The sequence below is a fragment of the Aquirufa sp. A-Brett2-15D genome, from assembly GCF_054558735.1.
Window position 1 is genome coordinate 156,976 of the sequence record NZ_JBSKFT010000004.1, and the last position, 19,874, is coordinate 176,849.

Below are 19,874 nucleotides of genomic sequence, written 5' to 3' on the forward strand. Positions count from 1 at the left end.
TGGCCTGCAAAGGTAAAACAACATATTTATTTGTTAAGCTTGGTGCGATTAAGCCCTCGCTTGACTGGTCCTTAAACCTTGATTTCTACGTCTACTCCTGATGGCAATTCTAATTTCATTAACGCATCTACTGTTTTTGCAGATGAAGAGAAAATGTCAATTAGACGCTTGTAAGTACATAATTGAAATTGCTCACGTGCTTTCTTGTTAACGTGTGGTGAACGTAAAACAGTGAATTTTTCAATTTTCGTTGGAAGAGGGATAGGGCCAGAAACAACTGCTCCTGTAGCTTTTACCGCTTTCACGATTTTTTCAGCCGATTTGTCTACTAATGAGTGGTCAAATGACTTCAGTTTAATGCGAATTTTTTGATTCATAAAAGATGGTTCTTTAAATGGTTAAGCAGCGAAAGAACCATTTACTCCGCTACTTAAATTAATAAGGACTGCAAAAGTACAGAATCTCCATTAATTATACAAGCGTTAAAAATTTGTTTTTTGGAGCGCGCGTTCTTTATCAGTCAAATAGCTCGCAAGTACCGATCTGTAAAACGCAGGGTCTATCGTTTTTAATTTCCCCATTGCGTCTTCCGCGTACGAAATTTCACCTAGTAATAATGCTTGATGGGCATAGATCGGATAATAAGCAGGATTTTGTTCGTTCCATTGCAAGGCAGCCAAGGCTGCATCGTATCCGGTTTTGGCAGGAATAAGCGGGAGTGCTTGCTGCAAGACAGCTACTTGGAAGGGGTATTTTTCTAGCGATTTGCGAGCCTGTGAAGCACTCGTAATCGGTGCTGTTTTCACAGGATACGCTGTTGCATATTTCCAAAAGGCCAAAATTCCCGGCAGCGCCTGCCCTTGCGCAGTGTCTACCGCGATGGTCAAATTTAATTGATTCAAGGCAAACAAAGGTTTTGCGTGGTAAAACGCTTGCCAGGATTTTAAAAGGGCTAGTTCTGGGAACAAACCGGCATGCGTTTTTTGCCAAGCCTGTAAATCATACTGAGGTGCCTTTCCTTTCCAAAAGACCAAACCATTATATAAGTAAACCAAATCCCGTAAATCAGCCTTGGGCACAAAGGAAGGATGCATAGGTGCGGTGGGAATCCCAGCGGCTAAAAGATTAGCTTGAATGCCCAGATCCCCTGAGGCAGTAAATGCTGGCTTGCGTTTCAGATAAACAACCTCGGAATAAAGATTATTTGCGGCATATAGTGGATTCTCCGGGTCTAATGTGTGGGCGCGTTCGTAAAAATAGGCCGCAGAGTCAGGGGAGGCGAGTCTTTCGTATTGCAAAGCGAGTTGTGTCGCTATGCGCGGATCATTCAAATCGCTTTTCTGCAAAGTAAACAAGGCATCAAAGGGATGATTCTCCGTGGCGAAAACATTCGCTAAAGCCACAGAAAGGGCAGGATCTTGCTTAGTGCTTTGACTTGCCGCCACATAATAAGCGAAAGTCTCCGTATCCCCAGCCTGCTGCGCTAGAGCCGCGAGACTCAGATTACTTTTTGTATTTATACGACTGTGCAAGGTGGCATTTTTGTAATGGATTTCAGCCATTTGTTTATCGCCCAAAAAGCCGGAAACATCCCCCGCATAATTTTCCTTTGCAGCCATACCCAGGTGGTAAGCACTTGAATTAAAAGCAAAAACAACCCCCATACTGAGTAGGAGTACGCCAATTTGAATTAAATGCAGCGGGAGCAACGCAGCCTTATGAATGACCTTGTGTACGGGAAGATTTTGGACCATCAGTGGGCCAAAATTTCGAATAATAAACAAGGGGAACAGCAATGCCATGATCACCTGATTGAACATATTCCAGTTTTCTAAAGCTTGAATACCAGGCGTATTACTATGCCAGAGCAGCGGAAGTAAGGCCGATACAGAAAGTAAGCTTAAACCAAGAAGGGTCTTATTGTCTCTGTTTTGGTAAACATATAAGCCAAGTCCTAAAATGACCCATATAAATGCGGGAATCGCAGTTCTAAAACCTAAATCAAAGCGTAGATTCCCCAAAGTCAATAACAGGTTTATTCCCCAAACCAAACCTAAAATAGTTCGGTTCTTCTTAGATATTGCTCTATCGCGCCCTTGTGCAAGCCCCATTAAAAACGTAGGGATACTAGCTGAACTTAAAACAGATAATCCGGCTATTGCTAAGAGACTCAGACTAAATACCTGCCCACTTACGATCTGAGATAAAGCGGAAAATGACGCATCAGAAAGAGTAAAACTGACGATTCCTATCCACAATATGACTCCTACTAGAGCCTGCCAAACGGGTAAAAAGGAAAATAACAAAACTAAAACTCCGATGACAGCGAAAATAAATCCGATGATTTCTGGCGTTGCATCTAACGATGCTGCTTGGATATGAAAGTTCTGACGAATAAAATAAACGGTGCTATGTAATTTTTGGCCGGCCTGGATGTCCACTACTTTTTGATAGGGCATCATTTCTGAGACGTCTACCCAATGAAAAAGTTCCGTTCCTCCCTGAATCCAAAGCGCGATTGCCACTAAAAGCAGGGTTAAACTAGCATAATAAATGCTTTTCGAAAAGAGGGTGCGAGTTAAACTCATGTTTTGGTAAAAAAACGAATCTTTAAATTTCATACAAACTACGATTCATTCAAAGAAATTACCTGATTTTGGCAAAAAATAGTTGAAAAATACTAATTTCAGTTTTGGTAAATTCGAATTTAGAGGCTAATTTTGCAGTCCGAATGTAATAGGCATTCGAGAACAAAATAAATACGTAGTTTTTTAGCTAACAAATTAAAATTCAAATGGCAAACGCAGTTAATAAAGGAAAAGTTACGCAAGTAATTGGACCCGTTGTCGATGTGAGCTTCGAAGGTGAAGGATCACATTTACCAGCAATCTTGAATGCTCTTTCAGTAACGAAATCAAATGGTCAAACGCTTGTCCTTGAGGTGCAACAACACTTAGGGGAGGATCGTGTAAGAACAATTGCGATGGAAGGAACGGAAGGTCTTCAACGCGGACAAGAGGTAATCGATAAGGGAACTCCGATGACGATGCCGACTGGCGAAGGAATTAAAGGGCGTTTGTTTAACGTTGTAGGGGATGCCATCGATGGTATCTCTCAGCCTAAATCAGAAAAAGGATTGCCGATTCACCGTGCTGCTCCTAAATTTGATGAATTAGCTACAACAACAGAAGTTTTATTCACAGGAATTAAAGTGATTGACTTATTAGCTCCTTATGTTAAAGGAGGTAAAATTGGTTTGTTCGGTGGTGCCGGTGTAGGTAAAACTGTATTGATCATGGAGTTGATTAATAATATTGCCAAAGCATACGAAGGTCTTTCGGTATTCGCAGGTGTAGGTGAGCGTACTCGTGAGGGTAACGACTTATTGCGTGAGATGATCGAGTCAGGCGTTATTAAGTATGGCGAGGAATTTAAGCATGCGATGGAAGCTGGTGAGTGGGATCTTTCGAAAGTAGATCAAACAGAATTAGCGAAGTCTCAAGCAACCTTAGTATTCGGTCAAATGAACGAGCCTCCTGGAGCACGTGCGCGTGTAGCTTTGTCAGGATTAACCGTAGCGGAATATTTCCGTGATGGAGATGGCGAAGGTCAAGGTCGTGACATCTTATTCTTTATCGATAACATCTTCCGTTTTACACAAGCGGGTTCTGAGGTATCTGCCCTTTTAGGTCGTATGCCATCTGCGGTAGGTTACCAACCAACCTTAGCAACAGAGATGGGTGCGATGCAAGAGCGTATCACTTCGACGAAGCGTGGTTCGATTACATCGGTACAAGCGGTTTACGTACCTGCCGATGACTTAACGGATCCAGCTCCAGCAACCACGTTTGCTCACTTAGATGCAACAACGGTATTATCACGTAAGATTGCAGAATTAGGTATTTACCCTGCGGTGGATCCATTAGATTCTTCATCCCGTATTTTATCTGCTGAAGTTTTAGGTGATTCTCACTACAATACAGCTCAACGTGTGAAAGAAATTTTACAACGTTACAAGGAATTACAAGATATCATCGCGATCTTAGGTTTGGATGAATTATCGGAAGAAGATAAATTAGTCGTTTCTCGCGCTCGCCGTGTGCAACGTTTCTTGTCACAACCTTTCTTCGTGGCAGAACAATTTACCGGCTTAAAAGGCGTTCTTGTTGACATTAACGATACGATCAAAGGTTTCAACGGAATCATCGACGGAGGTTATGACAATTTGCCAGAAGCTGCTTTCAACTTAGTGGGAACCATTGAGGATGCGGTAGTAAAAGGAGAAAAATTATTAGCTGAAGCTGCTAAATAAAGAAAATTATGTTTGTAGAAATTATTACACCGGATCGTAAAGTATTTTCAGCAGAAGCATCTGTTGTGACTTTGCCTGGCGTTAATGGTTCTTTCCAAATTTTAAATGACCACGCAGCGATTGTTTCTACTTTAGCAAAAGGAGAATTATCAGCAGATAAAACGGTCTTTCAAATCGAAGGAGGAGTTGTTGAAGTTTTGAATAATCGAGTACTTGTTTTAGCCGAAGGCGTTAACTAAACATTCTCATGAAAAAACTTGCCATTTTATTATTTGCAACGGTCTTATTCAGCTCATGCTCAGAAAAGGCCTTTTTAACAGGATCAATTTTAGCGACCGTAAAGGAAAGTAACATTCCGTTGCAGAAGATTCAGTTTTATAATGATAATGGTTTGATTTTAGAAAGAGAGATGAACTCGTCGGATGCGAATGTGAAAGCAGGAGCCTTAGTCTTTAAAAACGGCAAGTCGATAAATCGCGTTAGCTTGGAGAAACAAACTCCAGGGGCTCTATTAAAACAAGAGGGAGATAAATTGTATGTTTCCTTTGATAACCCCGCTAAAGATTCAAATAGCCTAATCTTTGCACCTGTTTTAGGCGAGCGCGGAGAATATTTCTATCAATTAGTGGATGAAACAGGTAACTCAACCATTTCTCGATTGAATTTCGAAGGTAATAAGTACTTGGTTTATAACGAAAAATATGAGGGCTTAACTAAGTCAGTAACGAAAACGCCGCGTGTTCGTTTGATGATTATGAAATCTTCATTGAATGGATTGAAAGTAGATTCGAAAAGAATGAAGGGTAATCGAGTACAATAATCGATTGCTTTTATAGGAATTTGGAAATAGGATGCTTGCATCCTATTTTTTTTTAGTCCATTTTTGCCCAAAGGTATGTATGCATACAAACTTTGCATACAAATAGGATACACATGAAAGCAGAAGATACGATTGATTTCCATATTAAGACGGGATGGTACGCCATCAGTCGCATGTATAACACGTATGCTGCACAGTTTGATATGACCATGGCAATAGGCTATGTGTTGTTGCACATAGATAAAAATGGTACCCCCGCTACTAAAATCGCTCCAGCCTTGGGATTAGAAGCGCGTTCTTTGACCCGTATGCTGAAAACCCTAGAGGATAAGAAGTGGATCGAGCGTTCGGCTAATTATGAAGACAAGCGGGTGGTTAAGATTTTTCTAACCGAGATAGGAAAGAAGAAACGGGATCAGGCTAAAAAGGGTGTAATTGCTTTTAATAAGTTGATTTATGATCGAGTAGAGCCAGAAAAAATGAAGACTTTTTTCGAAGTGATGGCATCGGTAAATCAAGTAATGGAGGTGGATGCCGGAGAAATATTAAAAACTATCTAGAAAAAATTGCATTTCGGGATACATATATTAAAGTAGATCCTTATTTTTGTCAGATAAATAAACACAACAGCGTTATGAAAAAATTAATTTTGGTATTCGCAATCTTGCCTTTCTTATTCACCTCTTGCGTAGGAAAGAAGAAATTAGCGGATTTGGAATCACAATTAACTGAATTGCAAGCATCTAGTAGTTCAGCTTTATCTAAATCAAAAGCAGACTTATCTGATTGTCAATCTTTAACAGCTAGCCTTCAAGGGGAATTAAAGAAGAGAGATTCTGATTTAGAAACAAAAAATGGCCAATTGAAAACTTTACAGGAGCAATTGGATTACTTTAAAAAGACAAATACCAACTTATTAGATCGTTTATCTGATCTTTCTGTGATCAATAAATCAGGTGCAGAAAGTATCCGTAAATCTTTAGATGCCTTAAATGAGCAAGGAAAGTACATTAAAGATTTGAACTCCTCTATTCAACGTAAAGATTCAATGAATTTATCCTTAGTGATGAATTTGAAGCGTTCTTTAGCGGATGTGAATGATGAAGATGTAACCGTAGAAGTGAAGAAAGGGGTAGTTTATATCTCCATCTCTGATAACTTAATGTTTGCTTCAGGTAGCGCAGTGGTAAATGCGAAAGCAATAGCTGTTTTAGCGAAGGTGGCGAAAGTATTGAATGACCACAAAGAGTTAGACGTATTAGTAGAAGGACATACAGATTCTCAGCCTATCTCTACAGATTGTATCCAAGATAACTGGGATTTATCGGCTAAGCGTGCGACATCTGTGGTACGTGTATTACAAACGAAATTTGATGTGGATCCAGAGCGCTTAACAGCGGGTGGACGCGGAGAGTTTGAGCCAGCATCAGCTAATAAAACAGCTAAAGGACGTAAAGAGAATCGCCGTACGGAGATTATCGTAACGCCTAAATTAGATCAATTCTTTAGCTTAATGTCTCCTCAAGGGAACTAAGTTTTAGATTATAAATGAAAAAGGCCTCGATGAAAATCGAGGCCTTTTTTTTATGTTATTATGCTTTTATGATAATTGCCCTCTAACCAGATCTAGTTTTCTACGAGATACAGGAAGCGATTGATTTAAAATTGTTTTGACCGTCTTCGTCTCGATTAAGTCATGACCTGTCACATTTAGCTTGTTGACTAAATAGGACTTGTGGATGCGAAGGAAAGTGCCTAAGCGTAATTGAGATTCGAATTTCTTGAGAGTTTTTGCCATCAGAATGGTTTGGCCATTCTTTAAAAAGATGGTGGTATAATTACCTTTTCCTTCAATGCTAACAATGTCTTCTACTGGGCATTGATCAATTCCGGGGATTTTCAAGGTTTTTCTCATTCTTTGGCTAGTTTCAAACAAACCTAAGCTATTTGAGAACATCTTGGTTAAAAGAATTATTAAGCGGTCAATGTATTTATTTAGCGGTCGCCTTGGACTTTAAATTTTGGGTATAAAAAAAGAGGTCTTTTTCAAGACCTCTTTTCAATGTAGCGGGGGCCAGACTCGAACTGACGACCTTTGGGTTATGAGCCCAACGAGCTACCAACTGCTCCACCCCGCGATATAATTGGGAGTGCAAAGATGCACGTTTCTTTCAGAAAAAACAAGTATCTTTGTAGATATTATTCTTGCCTATCTCAATTTAGGCAGTTTTTACATACATTTCTATGACCCCGGAACACAAGGCAGGCTTTATCAGTATTATTGGGAAACCCAATGTAGGAAAGAGCACGCTGATGAATGCTTTAGTGGGGGAGAGGCTTTCGATTGTGAGCTCGAAGGCGCAGACTACACGTCACCGGATTTTGGGGATGTTAAATGGAGAACACAAGGGTACTGAATACCAGATCGTTTACTCAGATACGCCTGGGGTTTTATTACCTAAATACGAATTGCATAAGTCCATGATGTCTTTCGTAAAAAGCTCTATAGAGGATGCGGATGTAGTGTTGTATGTGACGGATGTTTTTGACGAATTTGAAGATTTGGATTTTTTGACCAATTGGAAAGATTTTACAGAAACTCCTATTCTTGTTTTATTAAACAAGATTGATTTAGTGACCATGGAGAAACTCGAGGAGAAGGTCGCGTATTGGCAGGGGATTTTCCCAGGTCGTCCGATTATTCCTATTTCGGCTTTAGAATCGGTTCATTTGGACCAAATCTTTAGTCATCTCATGGAGCATTTGCCAGTTCATCCTCCCTTTTTTGATAAGGACGAACTGACGGATAAACCTGAAAAATTCTTTGCCTCTGAGATTGTTAGAGAAAAGATTTTCTTGAATTATAAAAAGGAGATTCCTTATTCTTGTGAGGTAGTGGTGACATCCTTTAAGGAAGAGCCGACTATTTTACGTATTGCTACGGAAATTTATGTGGAACGGGTGTCGCAGCGTGCGATTATCATTGGACATAAAGGAGAAAATATCAAGAAGGTGGGTATCCAGGCAAGGGAGGATTTAGAGAAGTTTTTTGGTAAAAAAGTATTTTTAGAGCAGTTTGTCAAAGTGGAGCCAGATTGGCGTGCGAAGACAGACAAGCTGCGTTCATTCGGGTATTCGCTCGATTAATTTAACATAGAATGTCAAATATTATTGCAATTGTGGGGCGTCCCAATGTAGGGAAATCTACTTTGTTCAATCGCTTGATTGAACAAAAGAAAGCTATCATGGACAATGTGTCCGGGGTGACGCGCGACCGCCATTATGGTTACGGTCAATGGATTGGACGTTTCTTTACCGTGATTGACACGGGAGGTTACGTGCATGGTTCAGACGATAAATTTGAAGGAGCCATACGTGAGCAGGTAGAATTAGCCATTGAAGAAGCGGCGGTTTTATTGTTTGTAGTAGATTGCTCTACCGGTTTAACGGATTTAGATAAGGATTTTGCGAACGTTTTACGTCGCTCGAGTAAGCCCGTGATTTTGATCGCGAACAAGGCTGATACCTACGAAAAGGGGTATGCTGCCGCAGAATTCTATGAATTAGGCTTAGGCGATCCATTTGCGATCGCAGCCGAAAGTGGTAGTGGCACGGGTGAAATGCTCGATATGATGGTTTCTCATTTTAAAGAGGAAGGAATTGAAAATCCAGAATTAGGTATTCCTCGAGTAGCGATTTTAGGTCGTCCGAACGTAGGAAAATCATCCTTCTTGAATGCCATTTTAGGAAAAGATCGCTCCATCGTGACAGATGAGGCGGGAACGACAAGAGATGCGATTCACAATCACTATACGATGTATGGGAAGGATTTCATTATTACAGATACGGCAGGTATTCGCCGAAAAGCAAGAGTAGACGATAACATCGAGTATTACTCGGTATTGCGTTCAATGAAGGCTTTAGAGGAATGCGATGTGGCGATTATCCTTATTGATGCCACTACGATCGATCCATTGACCGGTTTAGAGGCGCAGGATATGAACATTATCAGCATGGCGGATAAAGCCAAAAAAGGGATCGTTTTAATGATTAATAAGTGGGATTTAGTGGCGAAAGACACGAATACCGCCGTTCAATTAGAGAAATCGATTAAAGAACGTATTGCTCCTTTGAATTACATGCCGGTCATCTTTACATCGGTGATGGAGAAGAAGCGTATCTTCCAAGCTTTGGAATTAATGTTAACTGTGTATGGCAACCGTTCCCAAAAGATTTCTACATCGAAATTAAACGATGTAATGCTGGAGGTGATCGCGAGTTATCCGCCACCAGCTTGGAAAGGAAAATACATTAAGATTAAATATTGTACGCAGGTTTCGACCCCGTATCCGACCTTCATTTTCTTCTGCAATTTACCGCAGTACATCAAGGAAAGTTACGAGCGTTACCTAGAGAATCAGATGCGTAAAGCCTTTGATTTATCAGGAACGCCTATTTCGTTATTCTTTAGAAAGAAATAGTTGCTGTATTTGGGAGAGGCTGATGAAACCGATTTGGCCTCTTCCACCTACACCATAGATGCGATCCCCTACGCGACATAGGTTATGGTAAGGGCTTTTTCCTAAGCTAATCCATTGCTTCTTTTTTGGGTCAAAAGCCGAACTTTCTGCCGGCCCAGATAGAATCCAATATGGATCTGCCCATAAAATTTTCTCCACATAATAAGCTGGTGCTCCCGCTACAGGCGACCACGATGCACCAGCATCCTTGCTTTCTACTACCGGCACAGGCCCCTCTTTAATGCGCGAATAGTTACCCCCGGCGATCCATAGGTTTCTGGCATTACGAACGCCTAGGCTGAAAAACCCCGTTCCTTCGCCGCCTTGAATTTCAGCGTATATACTTTTCCAATTTAGTGCATCTTCACTTAAAAGTACCCTAGCTTTTTCGCCACCTCCGGTGACGATATAATAACCTTCCTTTGTTTTCTGCAAACTTGATCCACTCGCAGCGAAAGCGGCTTCTCCTTTTTGTAATTCTGGATGACTTATAGGATTTAGTAACTGAAACGCTTTGCCTTTTTCGCTAATGCGAATTAAACCGTAAAAAGGCCCCGCCGGATCGGATAAAACTAATCCTTGCTTACCATCCCAACTAATAGCATCAAAGAAATAGCCCTTCTCTTTGATTTGAAAGGCTAATTCCCAGCTTAATCCGCCATTATCCGTGCGGTAAATTCTCGCTGCTCCATTCTCTGCAGGACCTGCGCTCATTAGCAAAACAGTATTTTCATCTAAGATGGCTAGGTCACGAAAGTCTAAAGAATCGGCTCCAGGTACGGTGGAAACAGTAAAATGTTCTCCGCCATCTGGCGAATGAATGACGGTACCTCGCGTTCCTCCGATCCAGATATGCTTCCCTTGAGATCTAATCGCTCGAAAAGAGGCTTTCGTATCCAGTGTAAGAGGAGTCCATTGCGCTAAGCTTTGGAAAACTCCCCAAAAAAGTAGTGCGAGTAATAAGGTGTTTTTTCTCATATCGATATAGTGCTGCAAATTACGGATTTTGGCAAATAATGATTATTTTTGAACCTTATAGCTTAAAATTTATTCGTCGACACGAAAAGGAACACGAAAAGTATACATGGAAGAATTAAAACCCAAATCCCTTAATTTCTTAGAAGAAATCGTTCAGGAGGATATCGCGTCTGGGAAATACCCACAAGGTATTTTGACTCGTTTTCCGCCTGAGCCGAATGGCTACCTGCACATTGGACATGCAAAAAGTATTTGCTTGAACTTTGGGTTAGCGCAGCGTTTCGGAGGGGGGACTAATTTACGTTTTGATGATACGAATCCGGTGACGGAGGAAACGGAGTATGTGGAGTCGATTAAGAAAGATGTTTCCTGGTTAGGGTTTACTTGGGCGAATGAATTATATACCTCCGATTATTTCCAGGAGCTGTATTTATTCGCAGAGAAATTAATTTCACTTTCATTCGCGTATGTAGATGATTCTTCTGCCGTGGAAATTGCTGCTCAAAAAGGAACTCCTACCACACCCGGAACGCATAGTCCATTTAGAAACCGTAGCGTAGAGGAAAATTTGACCTTATTCCGAGAGATGCGGGCAGGTAAATATGCGGACGGAGAAAAAGTTTTACGTGCGAAAATAGACATGGCTCATGCAAACATGCACCTGCGAGATCCCTTAATGTACCGTATTCGCCACGTGAAACACCACCGTTCAGGAGATAAATGGTGCATCTATCCGATGTACGATTTCGCTCATGGCCAAAGTGATTCCATCGAAGAAATTACCCATTCCATCTGTACCTTGGAATTCGACGTTCACCGTCCATTATACGATTGGTTCTTAGATAAATTAGGAATTTTTCCTTCCCATCAATATGAATTCGCCCGTTTGAACTTGTCCCATACAGTGATGAGTAAGCGTAAATTATTGCAATTAGTGAACGAAAAAGTCGTGAATGGCTGGGACGATCCCCGCATGCCTACCATTTCAGGTTTGCGCAGACGCGGTTTTACTCCCGCATCCATTCGTAATTTCTGTGAGCGTATCGGTGTGGCGAAACGCGATAATTTGATTGATTTAAGCTTACTAGAATTCTGTATTCGGGAAGACTTGAATAAATCTGCTGATCGCGTGATGGCGGTTTTGGATCCGATTAAATTAGTGATTACGAATTATCCTGCAGATAAAACAGAGGATTTACTCATTGAAAATAATCCAGAAGCCGAAGTAATCACAAAGCGTTCCGTTCCTTTCTCGAACGAATTATATATCGAACGTGATGACTTCATGATCGATCCTCCTAAGAAATTCTTCCGCTTAGGCGTAGGTTTGCAAGTTCGTTTGAAAGGAGCCTACATCGTGACGTGTACTGATTTCAAAATGGATGCGGCAGGTAATGTGATAGAAGTGCAGGCGGAATATATTCCGGAAAGCAAGTCTGGACAAGATACGAGTGGTGTTTCAGTGAAAGGAACGATTCACTGGGTGTCTGTGGCTCATGCCATAGAAGCTGAGGTGCGAAACTTTGATCGTTTGCTTATCGTGGAAGATGCCTCAGAATTAGGGGACGATTTCATGAAATTCATCAACCCAGAATCTTTGCAAATAATTCCAAAGGTATTCGTAGAGCCAGGTTTGAAATCTGCCGAGGTAGGTCATTCTTTGCAATTTATCCGTAAAGGATATTATAGTCTGGATTCAGATTCGACAGCAGAAAAGCTGGTATTTAATCGTACGGTGACTTTGAAAGACACTTGGGCGAAAGAAAAAGTTAAATAATTATTTTTTCGCAAAAAGCGAATCCACGAAAGTGGTTTTGTTGAATACTTGGAGATCAGAGATTTTTTCTCCCACTCCAATGTATTTGACAGGGATCTTGAACTGATCTGAAATTCCAATCACTACGCCCCCTTTTGCTGTGCCATCTAGCTTCGTAATGGCTAAGGAGGTAATTTCGGTTACTTTAGTGAACTCTTGTGCTTGTATGAAGGCGTTTTGGCCTGTAGAACCGTCTAAAACCAGCATCACCTCATGTGGTGCCTCTGGAATAAATTTTTGAATCACCCGCTTAATTTTACCCAGCTCGGTCATCAAGTTTACTTTAGTATGCAAACGCCCTGCCGTATCGATGATGACGATATCAGCATTCATTTCAACGGCTTGTTTAACGGCATCAAAAGCGACCGCCGCTGGATCGGTATTCATGCCATGGTCGATCACCGGAACCCCCACGCGCTCTCCCCATAATTTTAATTGATCTACTGCCGCTGCACGGAATGTATCAGCCGCACCTAAAACGACTTTTAACCCGTTTTGATGAAATTGGGACGCTAATTTACCAATGGTAGTCGTCTTGCCCACTCCATTCACGCCCACGACCATGATCACGTAGGGTTTTTGTGCGGGCTCAGTAAAAGCATTTTCTAAAGAGGACGATTGATTTTCCTCTAATAAGGCGGCAACTTCTTCTCTTAATACCTTGTCTAATTCTTCTGTAGAAACGTATTTATCACGCTCCACGCGTCGCTCGATGCGCTCGATAATCTTTAAAGTAGTAGCTACTCCTACGTCTGAGGTCAATAAAATTTCCTCTAATTCATCGAGTACATCTTCGTCTACTTTCGATTTTCCGACAACAGCACGTCCGATTTTAGAGAATAAACCGGTGGAGGTCTTCTCTAAACCTTGCTCCAAAGCTTGAATTTCTTCTTGCTTCTGCGGTTCTGGCTTCTTTTTTAAAAAATCGAATAATCCCATGGTATAGGTTATAAAACGATACGAAGGTAAACAAAATAAAAAAAGTCCCTTCAAGAAGGGACTCTATTTTTTTTAAGATAGGTAAACGGGTATTGAAAAATTAGTTTCTCAATGCAGCGTTAACGTCATCTTGAAGGATGATTTCTTCTTTGAAGGTATAAGCTCCTGTAGTAGGATTCTTAACCGCCTTAATAATCTTAGCGTACTTAACGCCGCCTTCTTTTTTCAGAGTTGCAACTACTTTCTTAGCCATGGATCAACCTATTTAATTTCTTTGTGTAAAGTAACTTTTTTCAAAAAAGAGTTATATTTTCTTAACTCAATACGTGCTGTCGTATTCTTACGATTTTTTGTCGTGATGTAGCGAGACATGCCTGGAAGACCAGTTTCTTTGTGCTCAGTGCATTCTAAGATTACTTGAATGCGATTTCCTTTCTTTGCCATAATAGATAAATCATTTATCCGCCTCTGCTCGAAACGGAATGCAAAGGTAGGATAATTTCTTTTTCCCCCAAAGCCTTTGTTAAAAATAGATGTAAAAATTTATTTTTACCCATTAGATTTCTCATTTTTGCTTAATGAATCCCATCCAGTATCAATTTCTTCCCGAAAATTTCAAGAATTCTGACCCGAATAAATTTCGGCTAGAAGATTTGAAATCGGAGGAAATGATCATTTCCTTAGGGCCACAGCACCCATCGACTCACGGTGTGATTCGATTAGAGGTAATTTCTGATGGAGAATGGATAAAAGAAGTCGTTCCTCATTTAGGCTATTTACACCGTTGCTTCGAGAAACATGCAGAGGCGCTGCCTTTTAACCAAATCATCCCTTATGTGGATCGTTTGGATTATATGGCCGCGATGAACTCTGAGCATGCCTATGCCATGGCGGTGGAAAAGATGCTGGATTTAACAGGGAAGCTACCTAAACGCATTGAATACATCCGCGTTCTGGTGGCAGAATTAAACCGGATCGCATCACACTTCGTGGCGATCGGAACGTATGGACTAGATATTGGAGCCTATACCCCCTTTTTATGGTTGATGCGGGACCGGGAGGACATTCAGCGACTGCTGGAATGGTTGTCAGGTGCACGCATGTTGTATAATTACGTGTGGGTGGGAGGATTGTTCTATGATTTACCTTTGGGTTTTGAAGAGAAAATACAAGAATTGATTCCCGTTTTAAAGAATACCATTAAAGAAGTAAAACAATTAGTAGAGGATAATAGTATATTCATTAAGCGGACAGCCAGCGTGGGTATTTTGCCACTGGAAGCGGCAATAAATTATGGTTGTACGGGTCCGGTGTTACGTGGATCTGGTTTGCCTTTTGACCTTCGTAGAATCGATGGATATTCGGTTTATCCGGAATTAGAATTTGATATTCCTGTGGGAGAAGGTGCCATGGGTTCGGTAGGCGATTGTTGGGATCGGAATCACGTGCGAATTCGGGAATGTGAGGAGTCGATTCGGATCATGGAACAATGTCTAGTGGCCTTGTTAGGGGATGAAAAGAGAACGAGGGATTTTGATCCTCAGGCTTTGGTCCCTAAAAAAATCCGTCCTAAAGCGATGGATGCCTATGTGAGGGCCGAAAATCCGAAAGGGGAACTCGGTTTTTACATTCGCACAGATGGTCGTTCGGATATTCCACAACGTTTGAAAGTGCGCGCTTGCTCTTTCCACCACTTGTCCGTGCTGCCTTATTTAGCGAAGGGGACATATTTAGCAGATTTAGTAGCCATTATCGGATCCTTAGATCTAGTGATGGGTGAAGTAGATAGATAAAATGAACAAAGAATTTTTAGCAGCCCTCGAAGAGGAAATCAGTCGTTTAGATATAGGCCAAAATCCTAGCGAGCTCTATGACCCCATCCATTACCTCCTCAGTTTAGGGGGCAAACGAATTCGTCCTGTCCTTTGCTTATTGACTTATTCCTTGTTCAAATCTGACTGGGAAAAACAAGTTCCAGCAGCCTTAGCAGTAGAAATTTTCCATAATTTCACGTTGATGCATGACGACATCATGGACAAAGCTCCCTTACGTCGCGGCAAGCAAACAGTGCACGCAAAATGGAATGATAACATTGCTATTCTCTCTGGGGATGTGATGCTAGTAAATGCTTATCAATATCTGAATAAGGCTAAAGGTTTAAGTTTAGCCGACTTTCAGCACCTGCTGGGGCGCCTTTCTCGGATTGCTGCGGAAGTCTGCGAAGGACAACAATTTGACATGAATTTCGAAAGTCGGGATGACGTGACAGTCGAAGAATACATGGAGATGATTCGCTTGAAAACGTCGGTTTTAATCGGATTTTCGATGGAAATGGGCGGTTTGTTGGCTTCGGTGCCTTCGTCGGTTTCGGATTCACTTTACCGCATCGGTGAAACCATCGGTCTGGGTTTCCAATTGAAAGATGATTTATTAGACGTCTATGGTGATCCGGAGAAATTTGGGAAGCAGCCTGGCGGAGATATTTTAGCGAATAAAAAAACCTATCTACTGATAAAAGCATTTAAAAAAGCGTCGGGATCTTTATTATCCGATTTAACGCGCTGGGTTTCCGCCACCGAGTACGACGCTGCAGAAAAAGTGAAAGAGGTGACCGCGATCTATGATTCGCTCGGTTTAAAGGCGGAAACAGAAGCTGTAATTAGTACTTATTTCGATGCCGCTTTTGCGGAAATTCAATCTTTAGCCATTTCGGCGGACCAAAAATCAGCCTTGGTAAAATTCATGAGCGGGTTGGTTGATCGAGAAGTTTAACGTAGTTTTGTTTACCTATGGTCTCGATTTTACTTATTGCTGTGACGATTATCATTTCCCTAGCCGCTTGGCAGAAGCCGGACTGGATGGGAAAAATGCTCATGAACCCGTATCGGATTCAACACAGAAACGAATATTGGCGTTTTATTAGTTCGGGATTCATCCACGCTGATTTTATGCACTTGTTTTTTAATTTGTTTTCATTCTTCTTTTTTGGGGTACAATTAGAGCAGATTTTCAATCAATTATTCCCAGCTATTGCGTCCGAATTATTCATCGCTTTTTATCTACTGGCGATATTGGTGGCGGATTTGCCTACCTATTTCAAACAGAAAAATAACCCTAATTATAATTCCTTAGGCGCATCTGGTGCCGTTTCTGCTGTGATTTTTGCAGGAATTCTGTTTTTTCCCACAGAGAAAATATATTTATTTGGATTCTTCGGAATTCCAGGATTTATCTATGCGGGTCTGTTTACGTGGTATTCTGTGGAAATGGATAAGCGTAGTCGCGATTTTGTGAATCATAGCGCCCATTTATATGGAGCCTTGTTTGGACTCGCGGCGATGACGCTTTTATACCCTCAGGTGTGGATTAGTTTTGTGGAACAAATAACGGCCATGCTTCGATGAAAAGAATTGCGATTTTAGGAAGTACGGGGTCCATCGGGACGCAGGCACTAGACGTAATTGCGGAGCATCCTCAGGAATTTTCGGTGGAGGTATTAACTGCCCAAAACCAGGCTGATTTACTGATTACCCAAGCTTTAGCCTGGAAACCGGCGCATGTGGTGATCGGCAATGAAGCGAAATATGCTGAGGTCAAAATGGCTTTAGCAGGAACTGGCATACAAGTTCATGCGGGCGAAAAGGCGCTGGAAGATGTGGTGACTTTGGATTCTGTGGATATCGTGTTAACAGCCTTAGTAGGTTACGCAGGCTTATTGCCTACGGTGAAAGCGATAAAAGCAGGCAAGCCGATTGCCTTAGCGAATAAAGAAACTTTAGTGGTGGCTGGAGCGCTTATTATGCCACTAGCACGGGAGATGGGTGTGCCTATTTTGCCAGTTGATTCCGAGCATTCGGCCATTTTCCAATGCTTGATGGGCGAAGCGCATAATCCGATAGAGAAAGTGATTTTAACGGCCTCTGGCGGCCCATTTCGGGGTTTTAATCGGGAACAATTATCCCAAGTAACCCGTGCGCAGGCTTTAAAACATCCTAATTGGACGATGGGAGCGAAGATTACGATCGACTCCGCCAGTTTGATGAATAAAGGATTAGAAGTGATCGAGGCGGCTTGGTTATTTCATGTGAAGCCCTCCGAAATCGAAGTAGTGGTGCATCCACAATCGATCGTTCACTCTTTAGTGCAGTTTGAGGATGGGTCTATCAAGGCCCAATTAGGTTTGCCCGATATGAAATTGCCCATTCAATTTGCCTTAGGCTATCCGAATCGAATGAAGGCGAATTTTCCTCGCTTTGATTTTAGGAACTATGCTTCTTTGACTTTTGAGCAGGCGGATACCAAGACATTCCGTAATTTAGGGCTTGCATTTCAGGCTTTGGAGCAAGGAGGAAATACGGCTTGCCTGTTAAATGCAGCAAATGAAGTGGCTGTTGCGGCCTTTTTAGAAGATAAGATTGGATTTTTAGCCATGTCTGACTTGAACGAATATTGTATGAGTCAGGGAACTTTTTTGGCGAATCCGACATTAGAGGATTATATTGAAAGTGATCGAATGAGTAGAAAAATAGCCCAGGAATGGGTAGACAAAAATAGAAAATAACGAATTATGGAAGGTTTAGTAATGGCAGGGCAATTGATTTTAGGATTGTCGATTTTAGTAACATTGCATGAATTTGGTCATTATATTACGGCCAAATGGTTCAAAATGCGCGTAGAGAAGTTCTACCTTTTCTTCGATTTTTTATTCCCTATTCCCACCGTATTGAATTTTGCGTTATTCAAAAAGAAAATAGGGGATACTGAATACGGTTTAGGCTGGTTTCCGCTTGGAGGCTATGTTTCCATCGCCGGTATGATCGATGAAACGCAAGATGCGGCAACATTAGCTAAAGACCCAGAGCCTTGGGAATTTCGCGCTAAACCCGCTTGGCAGCGTCTAATCGTTATGTTAGGAGGAGTGATCGTTAACGTCATCACTGGAGTCGTGATTTTCGTTTGCTTAACGTATTCGAATGGGAATAACTTTATTTCTAAAGAAGAATTAAACAAGAACGGTATCGTCGCTATGGAATTAGGCCAGCAAATTGGTTTAAAAACAGGCGATAAAATCGTCCGTGTAAACGGCGCAGATTACAAACAATTATCTGATTTACGTACTTCAGATGTGCTTTTAGGAGAGAATTCATCCTATACAGTTCAGCGTGGCGACCAAACCGTCGAAATCAAAATCCCATCGAATTTCATTGAAAAATTAAGCGATAAGAAAGCGGCTTTCATCGAACCGATGGCAGCGTTTAAAGTCGCGGAAGTGGCTGCGCCAGAAGAGCCGGGTTTCTTCGATCAATTTTCGGCCGCTAAACCAGCGGAGCTTTTACCGGCTTATGCGGCGGGATTGAAAAAAGGGGATGTAATCACTTCGGTGAATGCGGGCCCGGTTCATTTCTACCACGAAGTGAAAGAATTATTAACGAAAGAAGCAGGAAAGCAGATTCGCTTAGGAATTTTGCGTGGAGGTATTGCTGATACGCTGAGCATGCAGGTGGCTTCATCCGGTCAAATAGGATTTGTACCTGAAATGATGATTGAGGTAACTCACGAAAATTATTCTTTAATGCAAGCAGCGAGTATCGGAACGGGTCGTGCTTTTTCGGTGATCTCTGATAATATCAAAGGATTCAAGAAAATCGCCTCAGGCGATGTTTCAGCTTCGAAAGCATTAAGTGGACCGATTGGAATCGCCCAAATGTTCGGTGGCGTATGGGATTGGAATCGTTTCTGGATGTTAACGGGATTGTTATCTATGGCTTTGGCCTTTATGAATATCCTACCTATCCCTGCCTTAGACGGTGGACACGCGATCTTCTTGATTTATGAGATGATTACGGGCAAACCTGCCTCTGATAAAGTACTAGAAATGGCACAGCAAGCGGGAATGTTGATTTTATTAGCCTTGATGGCTTATACGTTTGGGAACGATATTTTTAAAGCCTTCTTCTAATTGAAACTGCTTGTTCTATTTTTAGGGCTTCTTTTTCCGGGATCAATGAAGGTTCATCCGTTTCATAATTCGGTGACGGAGATGACCTATAATGTAAAGGATCAGGTTTGGGAAATTAGTTTTCGGCTTTTTCAAGATGATTTAGAGCAAACGATGAGTGCGGTGACGGGTAAAAAATTTAAGATGATACCCGGCGATGATGCCTCTGAGCGCGTATTAGATTCCTACCTGAGAAAGCATTTTCGATTTCACGCTGGCAAGCAAATTTCAACACCCTATCGATGGGTAGGATCGGAGCTACAGCAAGAAGTGGTTTGGGTGTATGTCGAAATTCCCACCTCCTCGGATTTAGCAGGATCCTATTTAGAGAACTCTATTTTTTTTGACGAATTTGATGACCAAACGAATATCGTTCAGTGGTCTTTTTCAGGCCAAAAAAAATCCTATCTTTTCCAAAAAAGTCAGGTGATTCAACAATTATCAAGATAATCATACTGCCATCTTGTCTTTTGGCATAAAATTTGATTAAT

21 protein-coding genes and 1 tRNA gene are annotated in these 19,874 nt (G+C 41.5%); 14 read left to right on the plus strand and 8 right to left on the minus strand.

The genetic code is table 11. From position 1 onward, the window contains the following. Window positions 1-71 precede the first annotated feature (71 nt). Both rpsJ and ACST14_RS10720 read right to left on the minus strand, forming a co-directional pair. Window positions 72-377, minus strand: a complete 306-nt coding sequence (rpsJ, locus tag ACST14_RS10715; protein WP_130895342.1) for a 30S ribosomal protein S10 — start codon at window positions 375-377, stop codon at window positions 72-74. Between the two features lie 105 nt (window positions 378-482). Next, on the minus strand, window positions 483-2,588 hold the full coding sequence (locus ACST14_RS10720) for a hypothetical protein (protein ID WP_459463410.1): 2,106 nt from the start codon (window positions 2,586-2,588) through the stop codon (window positions 483-485). Window positions 2,589-2,794: 206 nt separating this feature from the next. Between ACST14_RS10720 and atpD the strand changes: the two genes are divergently transcribed. From atpD to ACST14_RS10745, 5 genes are all read left to right on the plus strand, one after another. Next, window positions 2,795-4,312: a F0F1 ATP synthase subunit beta gene (gene atpD / locus ACST14_RS10725; protein WP_459463412.1), complete on the plus strand. Its 1,518-nt coding sequence runs from the start codon at window positions 2,795-2,797 to the stop codon at window positions 4,310-4,312. 8 nt (window positions 4,313-4,320) lie between these two features. After that, window positions 4,321-4,551 (plus strand): FoF1 ATP synthase subunit delta/epsilon, encoded by a 231-nt coding sequence (locus ACST14_RS10730; RefSeq protein ID WP_459463414.1) that lies wholly within the window; start codon window positions 4,321-4,323, stop codon window positions 4,549-4,551. A gap of 8 nt (window positions 4,552-4,559) precedes the next feature. Continuing rightward, window positions 4,560-5,132, plus strand: a complete 573-nt coding sequence (locus ACST14_RS10735) for a hypothetical protein (RefSeq protein WP_459463416.1) — start codon at window positions 4,560-4,562, stop codon at window positions 5,130-5,132. 113 nt (window positions 5,133-5,245) lie between these two features. After that, complete coding sequence (locus ACST14_RS10740; RefSeq protein WP_459463418.1) at window positions 5,246-5,692, plus strand: MarR family winged helix-turn-helix transcriptional regulator; 447 nt, start codon at window positions 5,246-5,248, stop codon at window positions 5,690-5,692. A 74-nt stretch (window positions 5,693-5,766) separates the two neighbouring features. Beyond that, window positions 5,767-6,666: an OmpA/MotB family protein gene (locus ACST14_RS10745; RefSeq protein WP_459463420.1), complete on the plus strand. Its 900-nt coding sequence runs from the start codon at window positions 5,767-5,769 to the stop codon at window positions 6,664-6,666. A gap of 66 nt (window positions 6,667-6,732) precedes the next feature. Here the strand turns inward: ACST14_RS10745 and ACST14_RS10750 are convergent, their stop codons facing one another. Both ACST14_RS10750 and ACST14_RS10755 read right to left on the minus strand, forming a co-directional pair. Further along, window positions 6,733-7,047, minus strand: a complete 315-nt coding sequence (locus tag ACST14_RS10750) for a LytR/AlgR family response regulator transcription factor (protein WP_459463422.1) — start codon at window positions 7,045-7,047, stop codon at window positions 6,733-6,735. Between the two features lie 150 nt (window positions 7,048-7,197). Next, window positions 7,198-7,270 (minus strand) — tRNA-Met (locus ACST14_RS10755). 106 nt (window positions 7,271-7,376) lie between these two features. On the opposite strand from ACST14_RS10755, the gene era reads away from it, so the two are divergent. Beyond that, window positions 7,377-8,279, plus strand: coding sequence for a GTPase Era (gene era / locus ACST14_RS10760; RefSeq protein ID WP_459463424.1), 903 nt, complete (start codon window positions 7,377-7,379; stop codon window positions 8,277-8,279). Between the two features lie 11 nt (window positions 8,280-8,290). Further along, entirely contained in the window at window positions 8,291-9,613 is a 1,323-nt protein-coding gene (der, locus tag ACST14_RS10765) for a ribosome biogenesis GTPase Der (RefSeq protein ID WP_459463426.1), read from the plus strand. On the opposite strand, the gene ACST14_RS10770 is transcribed toward der, so the two are convergent. Then, entirely contained in the window at window positions 9,593-10,630 is a 1,038-nt protein-coding gene (locus ACST14_RS10770; RefSeq protein WP_459463428.1) for a WD40/YVTN/BNR-like repeat-containing protein, read from the minus strand. The genes der and ACST14_RS10770 overlap by 21 nt on opposite strands. Before the next feature lie 106 nt (window positions 10,631-10,736). Here ACST14_RS10770 and ACST14_RS10775 point away from each other — a divergent pair, with 106 nt between their 5' ends. After that, window positions 10,737-12,407, plus strand: a complete 1,671-nt coding sequence (locus tag ACST14_RS10775; RefSeq protein ID WP_459463430.1) for a glutamine--tRNA ligase/YqeY domain fusion protein — start codon at window positions 10,737-10,739, stop codon at window positions 12,405-12,407. On the opposite strand, the gene ftsY is transcribed toward ACST14_RS10775, so the two are convergent. From ftsY to rpmG, 3 genes are all read right to left on the minus strand, one after another. After that, window positions 12,408-13,385, minus strand: a complete 978-nt coding sequence (gene ftsY / locus ACST14_RS10780; RefSeq protein ID WP_459463432.1) for a signal recognition particle-docking protein FtsY — start codon at window positions 13,383-13,385, stop codon at window positions 12,408-12,410. Window positions 13,386-13,485: 100 nt separating this feature from the next. Continuing rightward, window positions 13,486-13,638, minus strand: a complete 153-nt coding sequence (locus ACST14_RS10785) for a DUF4295 domain-containing protein (RefSeq protein WP_459463434.1) — start codon at window positions 13,636-13,638, stop codon at window positions 13,486-13,488. 8 nt (window positions 13,639-13,646) lie between these two features. Continuing rightward, on the minus strand, window positions 13,647-13,829 hold the full coding sequence (gene rpmG, locus ACST14_RS10790; protein WP_459463436.1) for a 50S ribosomal protein L33: 183 nt from the start codon (window positions 13,827-13,829) through the stop codon (window positions 13,647-13,649). 134 nt (window positions 13,830-13,963) lie between these two features. Here rpmG and ACST14_RS10795 point away from each other — a divergent pair, with 134 nt between their 5' ends. The 6 genes from ACST14_RS10795 to ACST14_RS10820 are packed head-to-tail and all read left to right on the plus strand — an operon-like array spanning window position 13,964 to window position 19,833. Next, the gene (locus tag ACST14_RS10795; RefSeq protein ID WP_459463437.1) at window positions 13,964-15,178 is read left to right on the plus strand and encodes an NADH-quinone oxidoreductase subunit D; all 1,215 of its coding nucleotides are present in this window, start codon (window positions 13,964-13,966) and stop codon (window positions 15,176-15,178) included. Window position 15,179: 1 nt separating this feature from the next. Next, the gene (locus tag ACST14_RS10800) at window positions 15,180-16,157 is read left to right on the plus strand and encodes a polyprenyl synthetase family protein (RefSeq protein ID WP_459463439.1); all 978 of its coding nucleotides are present in this window, start codon (window positions 15,180-15,182) and stop codon (window positions 16,155-16,157) included. A 17-nt stretch (window positions 16,158-16,174) separates the two neighbouring features. After that, window positions 16,175-16,789 carry a rhomboid family intramembrane serine protease gene (locus ACST14_RS10805; RefSeq protein WP_459463441.1) on the plus strand — a complete coding sequence of 205 codons (615 nt, stop codon included), beginning with the start codon at window positions 16,175-16,177 and terminating at the stop codon, window positions 16,787-16,789. Then, entirely contained in the window at window positions 16,786-17,946 is a 1,161-nt protein-coding gene (locus tag ACST14_RS10810; RefSeq protein WP_459463443.1) for a 1-deoxy-D-xylulose-5-phosphate reductoisomerase, read from the plus strand. The genes ACST14_RS10805 and ACST14_RS10810 overlap by 4 nt, the downstream gene beginning before the upstream one ends. Before the next feature lie 6 nt (window positions 17,947-17,952). Next, on the plus strand, window positions 17,953-19,344 hold the full coding sequence (gene rseP / locus ACST14_RS10815; protein ID WP_459463445.1) for an RIP metalloprotease RseP: 1,392 nt from the start codon (window positions 17,953-17,955) through the stop codon (window positions 19,342-19,344). Further along, window positions 19,345-19,833 carry a DUF6702 family protein gene (locus ACST14_RS10820; protein ID WP_459463447.1) on the plus strand — a complete coding sequence of 163 codons (489 nt, stop codon included), beginning with the start codon at window positions 19,345-19,347 and terminating at the stop codon, window positions 19,831-19,833. Window positions 19,834-19,874: the final 41 nt, after the last annotated feature.